The 20731-nt window shown below is 53.6% G+C and carries 17 protein-coding genes; 15 read left to right on the top strand and 2 right to left on the bottom strand.

Translation table 11 applies throughout. From position 1 onward, the window contains the following. The first annotated feature begins 72 nt into the window (after positions 1–72). The 6 genes from BLT01_RS03910 to BLT01_RS03885 all read left to right on the top strand — a co-directional run bounded on the left by BLT01_RS03910 (position 73) and on the right by BLT01_RS03885 (position 7116). Positions 73–612 (top strand): helix-turn-helix domain-containing protein, encoded by a 540-nt coding sequence (locus BLT01_RS03910; protein WP_092094799.1) that lies wholly within the window; start codon positions 73–75, stop codon positions 610–612. A 24-nt stretch (positions 613–636) separates the two neighbouring features. Next, a complete protein-coding gene (locus BLT01_RS03905) occupies positions 637–2682 on the top strand; it encodes a hydantoinase/oxoprolinase family protein (RefSeq protein WP_092094797.1) in 2046 nt (681 codons plus the stop codon). A gap of 1 nt (position 2683) precedes the next feature. Continuing rightward, on the top strand, positions 2684–4429 hold the full coding sequence (locus BLT01_RS03900; RefSeq protein ID WP_092094795.1) for a hydantoinase B/oxoprolinase family protein: 1746 nt from the start codon (positions 2684–2686) through the stop codon (positions 4427–4429). After that, positions 4429–4758, top strand: coding sequence for a cupin domain-containing protein (locus tag BLT01_RS03895; RefSeq protein WP_092094793.1), 330 nt, complete (start codon positions 4429–4431; stop codon positions 4756–4758). The genes BLT01_RS03900 and BLT01_RS03895 overlap by 1 nt, the downstream gene beginning before the upstream one ends. Positions 4759–4778: 20 nt before the next feature. Continuing rightward, positions 4779–6125, top strand: a complete 1347-nt coding sequence (locus BLT01_RS03890; RefSeq protein ID WP_092094791.1) for a purine-cytosine permease family protein — start codon at positions 4779–4781, stop codon at positions 6123–6125. Between the two features lie 82 nt (positions 6126–6207). Next, a complete protein-coding gene (locus BLT01_RS03885) occupies positions 6208–7116 on the top strand; it encodes a DNA-3-methyladenine glycosylase family protein (protein WP_092094789.1) in 909 nt (302 codons plus the stop codon). Positions 7117–7190: 74 nt separating this feature from the next. On the opposite strand, the gene BLT01_RS03880 is transcribed toward BLT01_RS03885, so the two are convergent. After that, entirely contained in the window at positions 7191–7736 is a 546-nt protein-coding gene (locus tag BLT01_RS03880; protein WP_092094787.1) for a phosphoribosyltransferase family protein, read from the bottom strand. A 160-nt stretch (positions 7737–7896) separates the two neighbouring features. Between BLT01_RS03880 and hemG the strand changes: the two genes are divergently transcribed. From hemG to BLT01_RS03840, 8 genes are all read left to right on the top strand, one after another. Further along, positions 7897–9282, top strand: a complete 1386-nt coding sequence (gene hemG, locus BLT01_RS03875) for a protoporphyrinogen oxidase (RefSeq protein ID WP_092095001.1) — start codon at positions 7897–7899, stop codon at positions 9280–9282. A gap of 13 nt (positions 9283–9295) precedes the next feature. Continuing rightward, complete coding sequence (locus tag BLT01_RS03870) at positions 9296–10267, top strand: carbohydrate kinase family protein (RefSeq protein ID WP_092094784.1); 972 nt, start codon at positions 9296–9298, stop codon at positions 10265–10267. A 310-nt stretch (positions 10268–10577) separates the two neighbouring features. After that, complete coding sequence (locus tag BLT01_RS03865) at positions 10578–11768, top strand: MalY/PatB family protein (RefSeq protein WP_092094782.1); 1191 nt, start codon at positions 10578–10580, stop codon at positions 11766–11768. A 118-nt stretch (positions 11769–11886) separates the two neighbouring features. After that, a complete protein-coding gene (locus tag BLT01_RS03860; RefSeq protein WP_092094780.1) occupies positions 11887–12450 on the top strand; it encodes a glycerol-3-phosphate responsive antiterminator in 564 nt (187 codons plus the stop codon). A 179-nt stretch (positions 12451–12629) separates the two neighbouring features. Next, positions 12630–13463, top strand: a complete 834-nt coding sequence (locus BLT01_RS03855; RefSeq protein WP_092094778.1) for an MIP/aquaporin family protein — start codon at positions 12630–12632, stop codon at positions 13461–13463. Positions 13464–13486: 23 nt separating this feature from the next. Continuing rightward, a complete protein-coding gene (gene glpK / locus BLT01_RS03850; RefSeq protein ID WP_092094776.1) occupies positions 13487–14977 on the top strand; it encodes a glycerol kinase GlpK in 1491 nt (496 codons plus the stop codon). 169 nt (positions 14978–15146) lie between these two features. After that, positions 15147–16775: a glycerol-3-phosphate dehydrogenase/oxidase gene (locus BLT01_RS03845; protein ID WP_092094774.1), complete on the top strand. Its 1629-nt coding sequence runs from the start codon at positions 15147–15149 to the stop codon at positions 16773–16775. Between the two features lie 223 nt (positions 16776–16998). Then, positions 16999–18576 carry a DUF7309 domain-containing protein gene (locus BLT01_RS03840; protein WP_176765030.1) on the top strand — a complete coding sequence of 526 codons (1578 nt, stop codon included), beginning with the start codon at positions 16999–17001 and terminating at the stop codon, positions 18574–18576. Positions 18577–18715: 139 nt separating this feature from the next. Here BLT01_RS03840 and BLT01_RS03835 read toward each other — a convergent pair whose 3' ends face one another. Beyond that, positions 18716–19258 (bottom strand): helix-turn-helix domain-containing protein, encoded by a 543-nt coding sequence (locus BLT01_RS03835; RefSeq protein ID WP_092094770.1) that lies wholly within the window; start codon positions 19256–19258, stop codon positions 18716–18718. A gap of 134 nt (positions 19259–19392) precedes the next feature. Here BLT01_RS03835 and BLT01_RS03830 point away from each other — a divergent pair, with 134 nt between their 5' ends. After that, entirely contained in the window at positions 19393–20721 is a 1329-nt protein-coding gene (locus tag BLT01_RS03830) for an MFS transporter (RefSeq protein ID WP_092094768.1), read from the top strand. The last annotated feature ends 10 nt before the right edge of the window (positions 20722–20731 follow it).

The following is a 20731-nucleotide window of genomic DNA, read 5'->3' as shown; positions in this document are numbered from 1 at the left end:
GCTATTATCGAAATTAATTCAATATAGGTTCAATTTTTACGATTTTTTGTCATAGGTTATGGGAGAGGGTCTATGGAAGAGGTTTACAAAGAGATTAAACGTCTCCGGCAATCTAACGGATATACATTGAAGGATCTTAGCAACAAAACTGGTTTGTCCATCAGCTTTCTATCGCAAGTGGAACGCGGTTCGTCTTCGCTGGCCATCACGTCATTAAAAAAAATCGCCGAATCATTCAGTGTACCAATCCGTCAGTTTTTTCTGACGGATAATAATGTGCATTATGTTCTAAAGAAGGAGGAACAAAAATCGTTCCAGCTTGAGGGGTCTCCGATCATTTACGCCCGGCTTAATGGCGAGTTTGAAGGACGGGGGCTTGAGCCGATTTTGGTGAAGCTTGCTCCAAGAGTAAAGCAGGAGCTAGATTCTCATCCTGGCGAAGAATTTTACTATGTCGTCAAAGGAAACATACTGATTCACTTGGATGACACGGAGTATATTGTGCGCAAGGGAGACACCATTCATTTTCCTTCTCAAGTTCCGCACGGCTGGGAAAACCTTTTGGACGAAGAGGCCGTATTGCTTAGTATCGTCACACCTGTTGTATTCTGACATTGATTATAGGGGGAGAAACGAATGAGAGTGGCAACTGATATTGGTGGAACGTTTACGGACTTAGTATATGTGGATGGAGAAGGGAATATCGGAGTTGCCAAGAGTCCGACAACCCCACCGAACTTTGAGCAGGGTGTCATTGATGTAATCAGCAAGAGCGAGGTCGATCCGCAGTCGATTCAGACCTTTATCCATGGAACGACAGTGATCATCAATGCGCTGACTGAGCGAACAGGCGTTACTACCGGCCTTATTACGACTGCCGGCTTCCGTGACGTATTGGAAATAGCACGGGGCAACCGTCCTGATCTATTCAACCTTCGCTATGAGAAGCCGGAACCATTTGTCGAGCGTTATCTCCGGCAAGAAGTATCGGAGCGAATGAATCAGTTGGGTGAAGTAGTCTTACCACTAGATGAGGAGCGTATTAAAGAGCTGGTTGACTATTTCAAGAAGGAAAACGTCGATGCCATTGCTGTTGCCTACCTCCATGCTTATAAAAACCCGGCACATGAAATCCGAACAGTAGAACTGATTGAAAAGCTCTGGCCAGAAGTGGCTGTCACCGCATCCCATGAAGTGACAAAAGAGTGGCGCGAATACGAGCGGACCAACACAGCAGTGCTCAACTCATATGTGAAACCGATCGCTTCGTCGTATATCAACCGCTTAAATGGGAGACTTGGTGAACTCGGCACGGGCGAACTCCGGTACATCATGCAGTCAAATGGCGGTACTACCACTTTTGAGCAGGCAAAGCAGACACCGATTAACATGGTTGAGTCGGGCCCTGTTGCAGGGATATATGGGGCAGCATACCTAGGTGAAATCATCGGAGAAAAGAATATTATCGCGTTTGATATCGGCGGAACAACGGCGAAATGCTCGCTGATCGCGGACGGTGAAGTTAAAGTTTCCACAGATTACTATATCGAAAAAGACGAGTACAATGCCGGTTATCCAATCAAGACGCCGGTTGTTGACATTGTCGAAATCGGTAACGGCGGGGGCTCTATCGCCTGGATTGACGAAGGCGGCGCATTAAAAGTCGGACCGCAGTCTGCCGGTTCTGTCCCGGGCCCAGTCGCATATGGTCAAGGTGGAACAGAGCCGACGACTACCGACGCTAATTTGCTGACCGGACGTTTGTCCGCCGGAAACTTTGATTATGACGTGGATATGGGACGGGTTAAAGAAGCCATTAAAGAAAAGGTAGCAGACCGGTTCGGTATGGAGCCGGAGGATGGAGCCCTCGGTATCATCAGAATTGCCAACTCCAATATGCTAAACGCGCTAAAACTGATTTCGGTGAGGAAGGGCTATGACCCCAGGGATTTCACTCTTGTCGCGTTTGGGGGAGGCGGCTCTATGCACGCACCTGCACTTGCCAAGGAGCTAGGTGTCGGTAAGGTTGTCGTGCCGATTGCGTCTCCGGTGTTTTCCGCATGGGGCATGCTGATGACAGATTTGCGCCACGATTATATCCAGACGTACATCGCGCGTGTAAACGGACTTGATCTTAAAAAATTCAATAATGAATGGGATGAGCTTGCAGACACTGCAACGGCCCAATTCCAGGAAGAGAAGATAGCCAAAGAAAATATCCGTCTTCTTCGATTTGCAGATATGCGATATGCCGGACAGGAACATACGGTCAAAGTACCACTTGTCTCTGGTCCCATTACGCAAGAATCCATCCAACAGCTAATATGCGATTTTCATGAGTTACACGAGAAAAACTACACGTTCAAAATTGAAGATGCTGAGACGGAGATTGTCAACCTACATCTGACTGCATTTGGATCCATTGAGAAACCAACACTCAAGAAACTGGAGACCGGTGTGGGTTCTGTGACTGAGGCGCTTAAGGAAAATCGCCCAGTTTACTATGAACAGGAAGGTTGGGTAGATACAGACGTGTATGACCGCCAGAAACTGGGACCAGATATGACATTCAATGGACCGGCAATCATCGAGGAGCAGGCAGCAGTGACGGTGATTTACCCAGGACAATCTGCATTAATTGACGATTATGGAAACCTGATCATTGAAACGGAGGTGCGCTGAGATGACAGCGATTAAAGAACATCAGAAGTTGGATCCGTTCACTCTGGAGATTGTAAAAGATTCTCTTGTGGCTATTGGGGAGGAAATGTTCCATACGCTCGCACGCACATCCATGAGCCCGGTTATTTATGAGGTTCTTGACTATGCGAGTGGACTGACTGATGCAAAGGGCCAGCTGCTTACTCAGGGAAATGGCGTGACAGGTTTTATCGGGATGCTGACCTTTATGGTAAAGGAGACCCTCAAAAAATTCGGTAATGAAGGGGATCTGAAACCTGGCGATATTATTATTATCAATGACTCATACGGTGGCGGTGGCTCTCACTTGTCCGATGTCGGGTTTGTCATGCCGATTTTTGTGGACGGCGAGCTGATTGCATTTGCTGCCAATAAAGCTCACTGGACAGATGTAGGGGGCAAGGATCCCGGTTCTTTCAGCAATGATGCGACAGAAATTTACCAGGAAGGTTTGCAACTGCCATGCGTCAAGCTTTATGACGAAGGACGTCTTAACCAGGCCATTATCGATATGATCGAGGCAAATGTCCGTTTCCCGAATCTGTCACTTGGAGATTTGTGGGCTCAGGTGGCAGCAATTCGTACCGGAGATAAACGTGTGCGTGAGCTTTGTGAAAAGAACGGCACTCAGACGGTTAAGGCAGCGATTGAGAATTATCTTGATCATGGTGAGCAGATGGCAAGGAAGGAACTTGCGAAGCTTCCAAAGGGGGAGTTCTTTGCGAAAGATTTCGTAGATGATGACGGATTCGGCAATGGACCATTCCATGTTCAGGTAAAGGTCACTATTACTGAAGATAAATTCATTTGTGATTTTCGAGGATCACATCCGCAAGTTCCCGGACCTGTCAACGTTACCTATACCGGTCTCGTTTCGGCAGTCCGCACCGTCTTCCTGGCAATCACTAATCCTTCCCAAGATGTTAACGATGGTGTGTTCCGTCCGCTTGAAATCATTACTGACCCGGCTTCGATTCTGTCAGCGGAACGACCGGCTCCGGTTTCTGTTTATTGGGAAGCCATGCAGGGAGGAGCTGACGTTGTCATGCAAGCGCTCGCCTCCCACCTGCCAGATCGCTTGCCGGCCGGCCAACTTCTATCGGTATGTGCCGTGACGCTCTCCGGTAATCATCATGTAAACGGCGAACCGTTTCTAATTGTTGAACCGTCTGCCGGAGGATGGGGAGCAGCGCGCGGTCAAGACGGCGCTCGAGGCCAATTCTGCATCGGTGACGGGGAAACATATAACGTGCCTGTGGAAGTCGCGGAAACTCGATATGGTGTCATGATTGACGAGTACAGCTTAAAGACTGACGGGATGGGGGCCGGTGAATTCATCGGTGGTGCCGGTGTGATTCGAAGTTACCGAGCGATGACTGACAAGCAGATGGTCTCTGCAACGTTTGGGAGGAACAAGTTCCATCCGTGGGGGTTGAATGGCGGTGAAAAAGGCTCACCAAACGAGTTTATCATTGAGAAAAAGGACGGTTCGACGGACGGGCCGTTCGGCATGTACCCACGTTATCCGCTAGACAAAGGCGATGTCGTCAAGCTAATGACGGCAACCGGTGGAGGATACGGGAATCCACTCAAGCGTCCCGTCGAGCAAGTGGCGCGTGATGTGAAGAATGGTTATATGACAGCCATTCAAGCAGAGGAGAAGTATGGAGTCAAAGTAAATCCGACAACATTCCAGGTCGATGGTATTACAGGAAAGAGGGAAAACTGATGGAAGTGCTAAAGCTTGCAGATCTAATCGAAGAGGGCAATGAGTCGTACTCCATGAAAACGGTATTCCAGGAGTCTGTAGGTGATGCCGGAGTAAAGGTCGGTCGAGTTGTGATCCGGACAGGGGAAAAGGTGCCACTTACCGGTGTATCTAAACATGCAGAGAATGAGTATTCCATTATTCTCAAAGGTTCGCTTGTCACTGAAGTCGGAGGCGAAAAGATTCGGGTCAGTGCCGGGGATGCAACTTTTATTCCTAAAGGTGAAGAACATATCGCAACAAACGACGGAGAGGAAGATTGCGAACTCGTTTTTGTGCTCGTTGGATAAGCAGAAAAGGGGGGGATTGAATGGAAGATGCAAAACCGCTAAGGGGCGGCAAAGATGAAGCATTGGCTGCTATTCCGGAAAACAAACGGCAACATTGGCTGACACCAGCCATGATTTTCGGGGGGCTGGAATTTACCATTCCCGTCCTGATGGTGGGAGCCACACTCGCTGGTTCATTCGGCATGTCTGAAATCTTCTGGGTGTTGCTGGTTGCCCTGGTCCTTATTCAATGGATTGGAAATGCAATTTCCGGATACATGGGCGCCAAAACCGGACGTTCTTCCTCGGTTATCGCTCGTACCAGTTTTGGAGCTGCCCAAGCTAGATTCATCGTTGGGATGACTATTTTTATCGTGTCACTCGGCTGGTGGGCCTTGCAGACAGCGGTTGCGGGAAACGCTATTTCTGCAATGTTCGGCATTGATTATGTGAACGAGTTTTGGCCATGGGCGATGGTTACAACCGTTGCAGGACTTGCGTTCGCGATACCTTCCATCATTGGTTATAATTCCATGAAATGGACGGATTACATCGCAGTCCCGGCAGGGCTTCTACTCATAGCAGGAGGTATTTATTACGCCCTGAAAAATACGGGATGGAATTCTATTATGTCATGGAATCCTGAACCCCAGATGACATTCCTGGCGAACCTTTCACTCGTCATCGGCCTTAATGTCTCCCAGTGGGTCATTGCCGCCGACTACACTCGGTATGCGAAACCGCGAATAAAGGATAACCTTCTCATACCAATTGGAATTGTGGGCGTTGGCTTCCCGTTATTCTATGTCGGTGCGGTCATGTCGGTTGGAGTAGGAGATGCCGATATCGTCAATGTCATGATGAGCCTTGGATTTCCGGTCTGGGGCTTCCTGATCCTGTGGTTCGCCACATGGACGAGCCAACTTGTCAATAACTATAGCATGGGTCTGGCGCTTGCAAATCTATGCAATGTGAACTCAAATAGGGGACGGGCACTCCTGACGTTAGGCGGGACGATTATTGCAATCGTGATTGCGCTAGCCGGCATCCTTGACTATTTCATGGATTTCCTGTATATGACAGCACTCGTTTATCCAGCCATCGCCGGCGTAATGATGGCAGATTTCTTCTTCATACGCCGCAGGCAGTGGCGAGACCTGCAGGGATGGAACTGGATGGCCACGATTGCACTGGTTATCGGTACGTTCGTCGGATACTTGACTCAGTACGTTAGCACATTCGGAATACCTGCTGTCCAGTCTCTCATCGCGTCAGTGATTGTTTATTTAGTGGCAATGCAGATAAAGGCAAAGTTCAAACCGGATCATTTTACCGAAGGAATAGGGAAACAGGATCCAATACCTTCCAAACAGGCAGAAACGGTTTGATTAAATGGTATGCGACTCTCCGTGAGGGTCGTTTTTCTTTGGCATTTAAGAAGATGTACAATAAGGAAAAGGAGTTGGGAAAATGGAAAATGGGCAGTTAATCATCCGCACATCAAATGACTTCAGCTTTTCAGAGAACCTGCAGTATCTGTCGCGCTCTGCGGATGAGTGCATGTTCCATCTCCGGGATGGCAGGGTGACCCGTGCCATCGACGTGGAAGGAGAGCCGGTTCTGTTCCGGATAGAGGGGCATCCGGACGGCATTCTGGTGACTGTGGACGGGGAAGCAACGGAGGGGGCAAAAGCCGGTGTGGAACGGTTTGTCCATGATTGGCTTGACCTTGGCCGGAACCTTGAGCCATTCTACGAACTTGGTGAACGGGACCCGATTCTCCGGGATGCGGTGCGCCTGCATCACGGACTTCGGGTTGTCGGAATCCCCGATCTGTTTGAGACGTTCGTCTGGGCGATTCTCGGCCAGCAGATCACGGTCTCGTTCGCCTATGTGCTGAAGCGGCGGTTTGTCGAGACATTCGGCCGGGCCATCGAGGCGGATGGCGTTACCCATTATCTGTTTCCTTCCGCGGAAAGAGTGGCAGGGCTTGAACCGGAAGCATTGCGCGGATTGAAGATCCCCGCCAGAAAAAGCGAATACATCATCGGCATCGCGCGCCTGATTGCGGATGGGGACCTCACGAGGGAAGGGCTCCTGGCCCTTGGCGGTGACCGGGCGATCGAACACCGGCTTACCGCCATCCGGGGCATCGGCCCTTGGACGGCCAATTATGTCCTTATGCGCTGCCTGCGCTCTCCGGATGCCTATCCGGCCGCTGATGTCGGGCTTCATAACGCGCTGAAGCTCGTTGCGGGGATGGACCGGAAGCCGACCTTGCCGGAGGTGGAGGCATTCGCCGAACCGTGGAAAGGCTGGCGTGCCTATGCGACATTCTATCTGTGGCGCTATCTGAACAGCGAGGCGGAGCGGGTGTGAACGGACGTTAATCATCGCCCCGGCAGAAACAGGCGGTTCCGCCCGATCGGAACCGCCTGTTTTTTATACGGATTTCATTCAGCCGGGAACAGCGGCAGCTTTTCAAGATAAATAATGTCATCGCGATCCGCCGCATCGCCTTCAGCCAGGATGGCGGCTCGGGCCACGATTTCCGCACCAGCCTCTGTGACGAGGGCTTCCAGCGCGCGCAGAGAGTCGCCGGTGCTGATGACATCGTCGATCAGGGCGACACGCTTCCCTTTGATCCGCTCCGCATCCGGGCCGTCCAGGACAAGCTTTTGCTGTTTTTGAGTGGTGATCGAGGTCACGGTAGCCACCAGCGGTTCTTCCATGTACGCTTTCACGCTTTTCCTGGCCACGATGTAATGGGGCATTCCCTTGAGCTTGGCGACTTCATGGGCGAACGGGATGCCTTTGGCTTCGGCGGTTACGAAAAAGTCCACTTCCGGCAGTTTGTCCACAATGAGGGAAGCTGCCTCTACCACGATTTCGCTGTCGCCGAGGATGACGAAATTGGCGATCCGGAGTTCTTCGGAAACCCAGACAAGCGGCAGTTCCCGTGTGACGGTTCCAATGGTCACTTTGTGTGTATTCCGCATTCGGTCTCTTCCTTTCCTGTTTCGGATCGGCGATTTGGTTCCCCTTTATTTTACCCTTTATCGGCCGGTCTCTGTCACAAATCTGTCCGCCTGCAAGTCGCATCAGCAAGACGATCCGGTGTACACTTGCGTTAAGAGTAGTTAAAAGGAGCGGGTAATGATGAAACATTTGATTGTGATCGGCGGAGGCATTACCGGCCTGTCCGCTGCACACCGGCTGCATCAGCTTGCCGGGGAATCTCAAGAAGACATCCGGATCACACTGGTTGAAGCGGAAAAACGGCTCGGCGGCAAGCTGTGTACGCTGCATGAGGACGGATTCATCATGGAAGCAGGGGCGGATTCGATTGTGGCGCGCCACGAGGCGGTAGGCATGCTTGTCGAAGAACTCGGCCTCCGAGACCGGGTTGTCCATAATGCGACCGGCATTTCTTATCTTTACCGGGACGGGGAACTGCATGCGATTCCGGCGGATACGGTGTTCGGCATCCCGATGGACGAAGAATCGCTGATGGCATCGACCTTGGTTTCTGAAGAGGGAAAGCGGGCGGCGCTTAAGGATTTCGAAGAGACCGAGCATGGATTCACAAAGGACAGCCCGATCGGCTCATTTCTGAGAGCGTTCCTCGGTGATGAGCTGGTCGAGCGCCAGGTGGCACCCGTATTGTCCGGTGTCTACTCGGGATCACTGGATTCATTGACGCTCGGGTCGACATTGCCGTATCTCCTGGACTACAAAAACGAATACGGAAGCATCATCCGCGGGCTCGGCGAGAACCGGGAAACATTCCAGTCCCGGTCGAACAAGAAATTCCTGTCGTTCGACGGGGGACTGTCGGTTCTGATAGACCGGATGGAAGAGGAAATGGCCGGCGTGCGGATCCTGAAAGGGGCCAAGGCGGAGAGCCTCGAAAAAAGAGAGGGCGGCTATGCCGTGACGGTTAAAGGCCACGGGGAGCTTCAGGCCGACGGAGCCATCCTTGCCCTGCCGGATTCCCAGGTGCGCGGACTTCTCGGCCGGGAAGCGCCAAGGGAAGTGTTCGATGCCTTCACGAACGCCTCGATCCTGACGATGTACCTCGGTTACGATCTGCCGGACTCCGAACTGCCCACGGACGGGACGGGATTCATCAACGCCGGAAACGGCCGGGTCGTCTGCGATGCGTGCACATGGACAAGCAGGAAATGGCCGCACACATCACCTGATGGCCGTCTTCTCGCCCGGCTGTTCTACAAAAACTCCAACCCGAAATTCCAAGAGATCGCCTCGATGGACAAGGAGGAACTGGTTGCTCTTGCACGCCTGGACCTGAAGGAAAGCCTCGGCCTGGACGCGGAGCCGTCGGTGGTGGAAGTCACGCCGTGGCTCGGACTCATGCCGAAATACAGCCTCGGCCACCGGGCAGCGGTGGAACAGCTGGAACAGTTCCTTGACGAGACTTATCCGGATATCCATGTGGCGGGAGCCTCGTTCCACGGCGTCGGCATCGGCCTTTGCATCGCGGACGGACGGGAAAAGGCAGAGCGGCTCTTTAAAGCCCGATAAAAGGAGGAACACTATGCCCGGAATTCTTGCAGTTGGAGAAGTGCTGATCGACTTCACGCCATACGGACTGTCTGATAAGGGGGATCCGCTGTTCGAGCAGAACCCGGGCGGCGCGCCGGCGAATGTGGCAGCGATGGTCTCCAAGCTCGGTGGCGAGGCATCCCTGGCTGCGAAAGTGGGACGTGACGGGTTCGGGGAAGTACTGGCCCGGACACTTGAAGAAATAGGCGTGGATGCATCTCGCCTCGTGGTGACCGGCGAGGCGAATACGACGCTGGCATTTGTCCATCTGGATGACGATGGGGAGCGGTCGTTCAGTTTTTACCGGAAACCGGGGGCGGATGCGCTGCTGGAGGTAACCGATATCCCCAATTCGGCGATTGAAGCGGCAGACCTCCTTCATGCCGGTTCCGTCTCCCTGACGAAAGAGCCGGCGCGCAGTGCCACGTTGTCTGCCGTCCGGCGGGCAGCCACGATGGGAAAGACGATTTCGTTCGACCCGAACATCCGGGAAAAGCTGATCGGTGATCTTGATCGCCTGCTCTTTGATATCCGCGGCATTCTCCCTTTTGTCCGCTATCTGAAAGTGGCGGAGGAGGAACTGGAGCTGATTGCGGATGAGCCAGACGTGAAAATCGCCTGCCGGGCGTTAAACCGGCAATTCGGAATCCCCGTCATCATCGTCACAAGGGGCAGCCGGGGAAGCATGCTTTACGCGGAAGGGCGATTCTCGGAAGTTCCGGGTTTCCCTGTTCGGCGGGTGGATGCAACCGGAGCGGGGGATGCATTTTGGGGCGCTTTTCTTTACCGGCTTACTCAAGGCGGCTTTGTGGAAAACATCCCTGGAGTCCCGGCCCTCATTGAATTCTGCCGATTCGCAGGTGCGGCAGGCGCGCTTGCCTGCACAAAAAGGGGCGGGATCCCCGCCCTCCCGAATCTTGAAGAGATCAACGGATTCATGAGTGGAAAGGGTCAGTCCCGGTAAGTGGCTGGCCTTATTGTTGTTGACCGGGCGCGTGCGAGAGTATCGGGACATTCAGCGACAGTATTGAGACATTCATGGAGTGAATCGAGACATTTAGCAAAGGTATTGAGACATTCATCTAACATTAGTCCCTCTCTCTTGATCTTATTGCGAAGCGCTCCGGGCGCTTATGCTTTTGTTCACGGTTCTGTAAATTCAAACAGCTGGAGTGGCTATTGAAGGACAAAAAGAGGTAAAGTGTATAGTAGTCGGAGCCGGCTGACGGGCAATCTTTGGCCGGTTCCTTTATTTAGGTAAGGGGGCAGCAATATTGGCTTACAACTTTGATGAAATAATCGAGCGACGCGGGACAGCAAGTGCGAAATGGGACGCCGTGAAGGAGCTATTCGGATCGGAAGATGTTCTGCCGCTCTGGGTGGCGGATATGGATTTCCGTGTGCCCGATGAAGTCGTCGAGGCGATCAAGAACGCCGCGGATCATGGGATTTTCGGCTATACGCTCCGCTCCGAAGAATACAAACAAGCGGTCAAAGAGTGGATGAAAAAGCGTCATGACTGGGAAATCGACGGTGAGTGGATCACACAGACGCCGGGAGTCGTCAACGCGCTGAACATGGCCGTACTCGCCTATACGGAGCACGGAGATTCGGTCATCGTCCAGCCGCCTGTTTATTATCCTTTCATGAAGGCCATCAACAACCACGGCAGGAAAGTGGTCGACAATCCGCTGATCGACCGTGACGGCCGCTATGAAATGGACTTTGATGATCTGGAGGCCAAGATCGGAGAAAGCGGCGCGAAGCTTCTTTTCCTGTGCAATCCGCAGAATCCGTCGGGACGCGTCTGGACGCCGGACGAGCTCAAGCAGCTTGGCGACATCTGTGTGCGCCATGGCCTCACGGTTGTCTCTGATGAAATTCATGGTGACCTGATTCTCGGTGACCAGCCACACACGCCGTTTGCCGGCATCTCGGACGGGCTTGCCGAAATCAGCGTGACGTGCACTGCGCCGAGCAAGACGTTCAACCTTGCAGGCCTGCATACGTCCAACATTATAATCCCGGATGAGGCACGCCGGAAAGCGTTCGACGACCAACTTGAAAAGTTCGCGGTCGGAGGCTCCTCGCCGATCGGCGCTGCCGCGACGATCGCCGCATACCGCCACGGGGAGCCATGGCTTCACGGTCTCCTCGACTATGTGCGGGGCAACTACGCCTTCTTAAAGGAGTTTACGGAGGCGAACATCCCGGAACTTAAGGTATACTCGCTTGAATCGACCTATCTTGCATGGGTGAACGCGCGAGCCCTCGGTCTGGATAACCAAGCACTTGAGACATTCATGGCCAAAGAAGCCAGAGTCGGACTGAATCAGGGCCATATCTTCGGCACGGGCGGGGAAGGCTTCGTCCGTGTGAACCTGGCCTGCCAGAGGAAGACGCTTGAAGAAGCATTGAACAGAATTGACGAGGCGGTCAAGAAGCACCAGGGAACGACCGCCTGACCAGAGAGAACCGGCAGCTGCCGGTTCTTTTTCTGTTAGGATGCCGGGGAGGGTCCCGGATTGCCGGTCCTTCCTGCCGATGATAAACTGTCCGTATTGAACAGTGAGGAGTAGAATCATGATCCGTTCCCAAAAGATTCTGCCTGCGTTCTCAACCATGAGGGAATTTGAACGATTTCTCGAAAGCGACTATGAAGTCGGGATCTTCCTGGAACTGCATGTTTCCCAACTTAAGCATGCGGCGCAGATGGCGAAAGACCGCGGCAAGAAAATGATTTATCATGTAGACCTGATTCAAGGGCTGAAAAGCGATGAACATGCGACGGAGTACATTTGCCAGGAGTACAAGCCGTTCGGCCTCATTTCGACCAAGTCCAATGTGATCCGGAAAGCGAAGCAGAAAGGCGTCCTCTCCATTCAGCGGATGTTTCTGATCGACTCGCATGCCTTGGAGAAAAGCTATCAGCTCGTCGAACGGACAAAGCCGGACTATATAGAGATCATGCCCGGTGTCGTTCCTTGGATGCTGACGGAAATCAAACAGAAGCTTGGCATCGGCATCTTTGCCGGAGGGCTGATCCGGACTGCCGAAGACGTTGAAATCGCGCTTCAGGCAGGGGCCGAAGCCATCACCACATCCGATGCTGAACTGTGGCATCAATTCGCCGGTTCCGAAAACTGAGACCGGGATGGATTCTTGTGGTTGACGCCAAAAGCGGAAAGCGTTATCATTTCCATTAAGTTAATAGGATGACGGAGAACAGGGAGATTCACTTTGAATGCAGCGGCGGGTTTTTTTGCCGTTGCATGGTGGGTTTCCCTGTTTTTTGTTGTGCCGACATACCGAAGGGGGAGACCGCAATGAATCCATTTCTGGGAGAATTGATTGGAACCGCTATATTGATTCTTTTTGGTGCGGGGGTCTGTGCCAATGTCAATCTTAAAAAAACCTTTGCATTTCAAAGCGGATGGCTCGTCATCGCAATCGGCTGGGGGCTTGGAGTCACGATGGCGGTTTATGCGGTCGGGATGTTCAGCGGTGCCCATCTGAACCCCGCAGTGACGCTCGGCCTTGCGTTTAACGGGGACTTCCCTTGGGCTGACGTGCCGGGGTATATCGTTGCGCAAGTGGCAGGCGCATTTATCGGGGCGGCCGCTGTTATGCTGCACTTCCTGCCACATTGGAAAGAGACGCAAGACCCGGGCGTGAAGTTGGGCGTATTTGCAACCGGTCCGGCCATCCCTGATTATTTCTCCAACTTGATAAGCGAGATGATCGGAACCTTCATCCTGGTGGTGGGGATCCTTTCGATCGGAGCCAACGAATTCACGGAGGGCTTGAACCCTCTGATTGTCGGGCTGCTCATTGTGGCCATCGGCATTTCCCTCGGAGGCACGACAGGGTATGCAATCAATCCCGCCCGTGATTTCGGGCCCCGGCTTGCGCATTTCCTGTTGCCGCTTGCCGGAAAGGGACCATCCAACTGGAAATACTCATGGGTCCCGGTGGCAGGGCCGGTTCTGGGCGGATCGCTTGGCGGCGTATTCTATAGAGCGGTATTCACCGGAGACCCCACTCCCGCTTTTTGGGCGGTGTTGATCGTATGCGCGGCGGCACTGGCGGCGGCCAAGATGATGCAGGGCCGCCAAAGCCCGGGGCCTGCTGTCAGCTCGCCCCGTCCCGTTAAGAAATAAACGTGATATCGGAGGAAAAGGAAATGGAAACATACATTTTATCCATCGACCAGGGCACATCCAGTTCAAGGGCGATTTTGTTTAATCAGGAAGGGGAGGCCGTGCATTCTGCCCAGCAGGAGTTCAACCAGTATTACCGAAATCCTGGCTGGGTCGAACAGAATGCCAATGAAATCTGGGCATCAGTCATGGCGGTCGTGACCACCCTGATCACCGAGGCGGATGTCAACCCGAAACAGATTGCCGCTATCGGGATCACCAACCAGCGCGAGACGGCCGTTGTTTGGGATAAGAAAACCGGCCAGCCGATCTGCCATGCAATTGTCTGGCAGTCCCGCCAGACGGCCGATATTTGCAATGACTTGAAGGAAAAGGGGTATGAAGAGACGGTCAGGGAGAAAACCGGACTCCTCATCGATCCCTACTTCAGCGGGACGAAGATCAAGTGGATGCTTGATCATACGGAAGGGGCGCGGGAACGGGCGGAACGCGGAGAATTGCTGTTCGGCACCATTGATACGTGGCTGATCTGGAAGCTGACGGACGGGAAGGTGCATGCGACCGATTATTCCAATGCATCAAGAACCCTTTTGTATAACATCTATGAGCTGAAGTGGGATGAAGAACTGCTTGAGATGCTGGAGATTCCCGCAATGATGCTCCCGGAAGTGAAGCCGTCGTCACACCTCTTCGGAAAGACGGCGAGCCACCACTTTTTCGGTGAGCAGATTCCGATTGCAGGAGTTGCGGGCGACCAGCAGGCGGCGCTTTTCGGCCAGGCCTGCTATGAGGAAGGAATGGCGAAAAACACGTATGGCACCGGTTGCTTCATGCTCATGACAACCGGGGAAAAGGCGGTCCGTTCCAAGCATGGCCTGCTGACTACACTTGCATGGGGCCTTGATGGCAAAGTGGAGTATGCCCTGGAAGGCAGCATCTTCGTCGCCGGCTCTGCGATCCAGTGGCTCAGAGACGGAATGCGCATGCTTAAAGACAGCGCCCAAAGTGAAGAATACGCAGAGCGGGTAGACTCCACCGGCGGGGTCTACATGGTCCCTGCTTTTGTCGGCCTCGGGACGCCTTACTGGGACAGCGAAGCGCGCGGAGCGGTATTTGGGCTGACACGGGGCACGACGAAAGAGCATTTTATCCGTGCCACCCTCGAAGCGCTGGCGTACCAGGCAAAAGATGTGCTCGACGTGATGGAGAAAGACTCGGGATTGCCGCTGAAAACACTCCGCGTGGACGGCGGCGCGGTCAACAACAACTTCCTGATGCAATTCCAGAGTGACATCCTCGGCGTACCCGTCGAACGGACGGCAGTCAGCGAAACGACAGCCCTGGGCGCAGCCTATCTGGCGGGCCTCGCCGTAGGATACTGGGACTCCTGTGACGATATCTCCGCCCAGTGGAAGGTCAAAAAGCGGTTTGAACCTGCCATCAGTGAAGCGAAGCGCGATGAGCTTTACGGCGGCTGGAAAAAGGCCGTCGAGGCGACCATCCGTTTCAAATAATCGGTTTTATTGATTCTGCAGGCAGCGTTTTGGTATAATGGACTCAAAGTTAATGAATGTGTCGAGAGACTCGGAGAGACCTGATGCGCGTGATGGGGAGACCATCATGCCTGCTTCAGGTCTCTTTTTTTGTTGCTTTCAGATCATCACCCGATGGAGGGAACCGATAATGGAATTTTCTTCGATAAAACGAAAACAACTGCTTGAAGAAATGGGCAGCCGGGAATTTGACCTGCTCGTGATTGGCGGGGGCATCACGGGCGCAGGCATCGCCCACGATGCAGCAACACGCGGCATGAGCGTGGCCCTTGTGGAGATGCAGGACTTTGCTGCAGGCACATCCAGCCGCTCCACAAAACTGGTCCACGGCGGATTACGCTATCTGAAACAGTTTGAAGTAAAGATGGTGGCGGAAGTCGGAAAGGAGCGGGCCATCGTCTATGAAAACGGCCCGCATGTCACGACACCGGAATGGATGCTGTTGCCCTTCCACAAAGGCGGAACGTTCGGGGCATTCACAACGAATATCGGTCTCAGGGTGTATGACTTCCTTGCCGGCGTCAAAAAGGACGAGCGCCGCAAAATGCTGTCGGCCGATGAGACGCTCAAAAAAGAACCGCTCATCAAAAAAGAGGGCCTGAAAGGCGGCGGCTATTATGTGGAATACAGGACAGACGATGCCCGGCTCACAATCGAAGTCCTGAAGGCGGCGGTCAGTGAGGGAGCACTTGCGGCAAACTATGCCAAAGCAGAGGACTATATCTATGAAAACGGCAAGATCACTTCGGTTCGCGTGAGTGACCGGATCGCTGGGGGCGAGACTGTGATCCGGGCGAAAAAGGTCGTGAATGCGACAGGACCGTGGAGTGACAAGATGCGCGATAAAGACGCCCCCGGCAAGAAAAAGCTCCGCCTCACCAAGGGTGTCCACATCGTGTTCGACCAGAGCCGGTTCCCGCTCCGGCAGGCCGTTTATTTTGACACGCCTGACGGGCGCATGGTGTTTGCGATTCCGCGGGATGGCAAAACGTACGTCGGCACAACGGATACATTTTTCGACCAAAACCCGGTCGACCCGATCCCTCTGCCGGAAGATGTGGACTACTTGCTGAAAGCGATCCGGTTTATGTTCCCGGACGTCAGTGTGTCCCCTGAGGATGTCGAGTCGGGATGGGCAGGGGTGCGCCCGCTCATTTACGAAGAAGGGAAAAAAGAATCCGAAATCTCCCGGAAGGATGAAATCTGGGAGTCGGACAGCGGCCTGATTACGATTGCAGGCGGCAAGCTCACCGGTTACAGGAAAATGGCGGAAAGCGTCGTAGACCGCATTGCGGAACGGCTCGGCGGAGGATTCGGCGCGTGCAGGACAAGAGACTTGCCGATTTCGGGAGGGGATGTCGGCGGATCCGCAAAATTCCCTGCCTATGTAAAAGAAAAGGTTGCGGAAGGAGTGGCGGCCGGCCTGCCAAGAGAATTTGCGGAAGCCATCCTTCGGCGTTACGGCACAAATGCCGGGAAGGTCTTCTCCTATGTCAAAGAATCCGGAGAAGGGGAGTTGCCGAAGGAAGTGGAGGCGATCCTGAACTATTCGATGCATCATGAAATGGCCGCCAAGCCGGTCGACTTCTTTATCCGCAGGACGGGCGCCCTTTTCTTCGACATTGATTGGGTGCGCACCTGGAAAGAGCCGGTCATCCGTAAAATGGCCGAAGTCAATGGCTGGTCCGCTGAAGAGGAACTACTCTACCGCGAAGAACTGGAACGGGCACTATGCGAAGCTGTACCTGAAATGGCATAAGAAAGAGGTAAACCGGAACGGAGCAACAGGAATTGCCGTCTGTTCCGGTTTGTTTGTTTTTTTAGGGAAACGGAAGAAAGGCCTATGTTTTTCTCCTTTATTTATGCTTTCATTTTTCAATTTCCGACATCAAATTCCCTTTTCCGGTTTCAGTCTTACGCTCCATTGCAGAAGGGGATGGAGGCGCTTACAATTGGGTCAAATCAGGATGGGAGGAAGGTCTTTGATCTACGAGCTTGAAATCACGATCAGCCGGGGTGCAGGGGCGAGGCGGCTGATCCAGGTGGACGGGGAGATGGCATTCGGGCAGCTTCATGAGGTGGTCCAATCCGCATTTGAATGGGAACGGGGACATGTGTTTCATTTCAGGAGAGAACGTTCATCGGGGGAGCAGATTCCCATTCCGGAAGAACAGAAAGTCGCTGATGCGTTGAAGGAAGGGGATGAGGTACGATACAGCTACTTTGCCGACGGGGAATGGGGGCATCGTCTTACAGTCAAATCCGTACAGCCCAAGACACCGGCGAACAGCGAACCGAATGCCGCTTATCCGAGATGCCTTGAGGCTGAGGGAGAGCTGCCCCATAAGTACACCGTGCCCCCGATGTTCATCGAGCCTGGAATCCGGACGCCTGATGATCTCACACTGGACATTAACATTGCGTTCATCAGGTTCGATGGGATCCCGACCCTCTACGAAGTGAACGGGACGTGGAGCGGTTCGGACGAATTCCGGAGGGAAGAAGTACCGGTTTCGGACGAGCAGCTAACCCGATTCAATGAATTTCGCAGCGGGTGGAAAGGGCTTCTTCAGGAAGTGCTTGCAGCGATGAAATTGCTTTATGGTGCCAGGTCATGGGAATACCTGAACGGCCGCCAGGTGATTTTCCTGGAGTTTGGCGACGGAGAAGAACCGCTGTTCATCCGGGTGCTCGGGCATGAGGAAGATGAGTTTGGACTGGTCGTGTACTCCGGATGGGACGGTTACCGGCATCTATGCAAGGAACTGGAAGGAAAGTTGACCGATCAGGAACGGATTCATGGCTTCAGGGGGGTATATGCCACTTTTGTGAACAAGCGGGAGCTGAATCCGCTCATCCGGCGGATCTACAAAGAATTGGGCTATACATTCAAACAATCCGGATGGCCCCTTCTGGAAGCCATCGAACCCGGATGGCTGCCGCAACTCCCGAGACCGCAGGATGCCGAACACCTCCTGCATGCCATCGGAGCCGTGCGTGCTTTACTGAAAAGCTCCAGCGATTTTTCCGCGCTTCCCGTGTTCCGGCCCGGCGGGAAAATGATCGGATTCGTGGCAGAGGACAGCGGCGCGATGAAAGGTGGAATTGTCGATGCTCCGGATATTCCGGCGGAGCGTGTGCCGGGAATCCGGGTAACGGACTATACGGTCAAGTGCCTGAAGAACTTGCCGCGCTCGGAACAGCGGATTGAATACGACTTGTCACTGGCGGAGGTCTATGGCAGGGAGCCGGTGATACAGCGTCTCTTCCATCCATTGCTGCTCGCTTCGGCCGATGCGGACACGGGCAGGATGATCCATTCGAAATTCCTGTCCATGACCGATCCGGATATTCTGGCACAGGCCATGTTCGCGGACGTACTGATCCACGTTCTTAAATCGTTGCCTGCCGAGGTCCGGCTAACTGCCGGGACGGCAAGGAGGCTGGGTCCGCTTCTCGGCATGCTGGGAATCAGGGAACGGATTGTGCACCGGCTTCCGGGAGTGGAAAAAGCACGGGAGGCGGAAGTGGCCAAGGTGGAGGGGTATTTCAGTTTGTGATTGAATAGTGTAAGAAATAGGAGAAGCGGTGCCGCCGGGCATCGCTTCTCCTATTTAGACTGATTGATGAAACATAAGGTGTGAGTGTTAAGAAAAGAAATTCGGGTGTCAGCAGGTCTGCCAGGCTGATGCAGCCGGATTATTTTCCTGTGTCGGACGAGATGCAGAGAAACACAGTCCGCCCGTCACTCCGGTTATACCAGTAGTGGGATTCACCGGCGTCATAGAAAAGTGATTGGCCGGACGTGAGTACCGACAGTTGTCCGCCGACTTCCACGGTGAGTGTGCCTTCCAGTACGTAGACAAATTCTTGTCCGGCGTGGGTGATGGGCTGGCCGCCGTTTTGCCCGGGCTCCAATGAGACTTGCATCGGCATGAAGTCGGGCGCGCTGAAGCCGGGTGCGAGATTGCGGTAATGAACGCCATAGGCGGCGATGCGTTCAGCCATGATCATGTTTCCGTCCTCCGCTTGGCCGCCGGCTTCCTCTTCGAAGAAATGTCCCGGGCTGACCCCGAGTGCCACCGAAATCTTCTTCAAGGATTCAAGCGTGGCGGAGGATTTGCCGCGTTCAAGTTGAGAGAGGAAGCTGATGGAGAATCCTGTTTGTTCTGCCACCTGCTTGAGTGTTTTCTGTTTGTCCTTGCGAATGGATTTGATTTTCTGTCCCAGTGAACGGTTCATTGATCGCTCCCCTAATTTTCAAATAACTCTATTGACACCGTTTTCATTCTCGCCTATGATGGTAACATAAATTGAAGTGACACTTCAATTGAAGACAGGCTTAAATCGGAAAAGGGGATTAGGGGGAATTTATTATGAAAGATAAGGATATGAGGCGCGTGCTGATTGCCAGCCTGGTCGGGAGCTCCATCGAGTGGTTTGACTACTTCCTGTACGGAACGGTCGCAGCGCTCGTCTTCAATACGATGTTCTTTGTTGCGGAAGATCCGTCTATCGGATTGATTCTGGCCTATGCATCGTTCGCGCTGTCATTCTTTATCCGTCCGCTCGGCGGTGTGATTTTCAGTCATATCGGGGATCGGATCGGCCGGAAAAAGACGCTGGTTCTGACGCTCAGCCTGATGGGGATTGCCACGTTCGCAATGGGCCTTCTGCCGACATACTATGCGATCGGCATCTGGGCTCCGATTCTTCTCATCACGCTCCGTCTGATTCAGGGACTTGGCATCGGAGGGGAATGGGGAGGCGCGATGCTGCTCGCGGTGGAATATGCGCCAAAGGAGCAACGGGGCTTTTTCGGTTCCGTTCCACAGATGGGCGTCACAATCGGAATGGTGCTCGGTACACTGGCCCTGTCTGTTATGACACTCCTTCCGGAAGAAGCGTTCATGAGCTGGGGATGGCGCGTGCCGTTTCTCTTGAGTGCGCTGCTCGTCATTTTCGGACTCTGGATCCGGAAAGGCATCGAAGAGACGCCATCGTTCAAAAAGGTTCAGGCGGAAGGCTCTGCTCCGAAAGTGCCGCTTGTCCATACGCTCAAGCATCACTGGCGTGAAGTGCTGATCGCGGTCGGTGCGAAAGTCGTCGAGACTGCGCCGTTCTACATTTTCGGGACATTCGTCGTATCGTATGCGACGACAAACGTCGGCCACACGAACAATGAGGTGCTGAATGCCGTCATGATCGCAACCATCATCACGACGGTCCTCATTCCGATCATGGGTAAGCTGTCCGACAAAGTCGGCCGCAAGCCGCTGTATGTCTGGGGAGCCGTCGGCATGATCGTGTTCGCCTTCCCGTATTTCTGGATGCTCCATGAAGGGTCCAATATCATGATGTTCCTCGCGACGATCATCGGACTGGGCATCATCTGGGCACCGATTACAGCCGTGCTCGGCACGATGTTCTCGGAAATTTTCTCTGCGGAAGTGCGCTATACGGGCATCACGCTCGGTTATCAGATTGGCGCGGCAGTTGCAGGGGGAACCGCGCCGCTGATCGCAACGGCCCTTCTTCTGCAGTTCAACAACTCCTACGTCCCGGTCGCGCTCTACATCATTTTCACGGCGGTCGTTTCGCTCGTTGCCATCTGGGCAGTGCGCGACCGCAGCAACCAGCAGCTGGATGAAGAGACGCCGGCCCTTGACGCCAAGGGGAAACTCACAGAAAAGCAGCTTGTCTGAGTCCGTGACG

It is taken from the genome of Bhargavaea beijingensis, assembly GCF_900101985.1.
In the GTDB taxonomy this organism is placed as follows: Bacteria; Bacillota; Bacilli; order Bacillales_A; family Planococcaceae; genus Bhargavaea; species Bhargavaea beijingensis.
The sequence above is the reverse complement of the archived record's forward strand: the minus strand, read 5'-3'. Positions and strand labels throughout refer to the sequence as shown.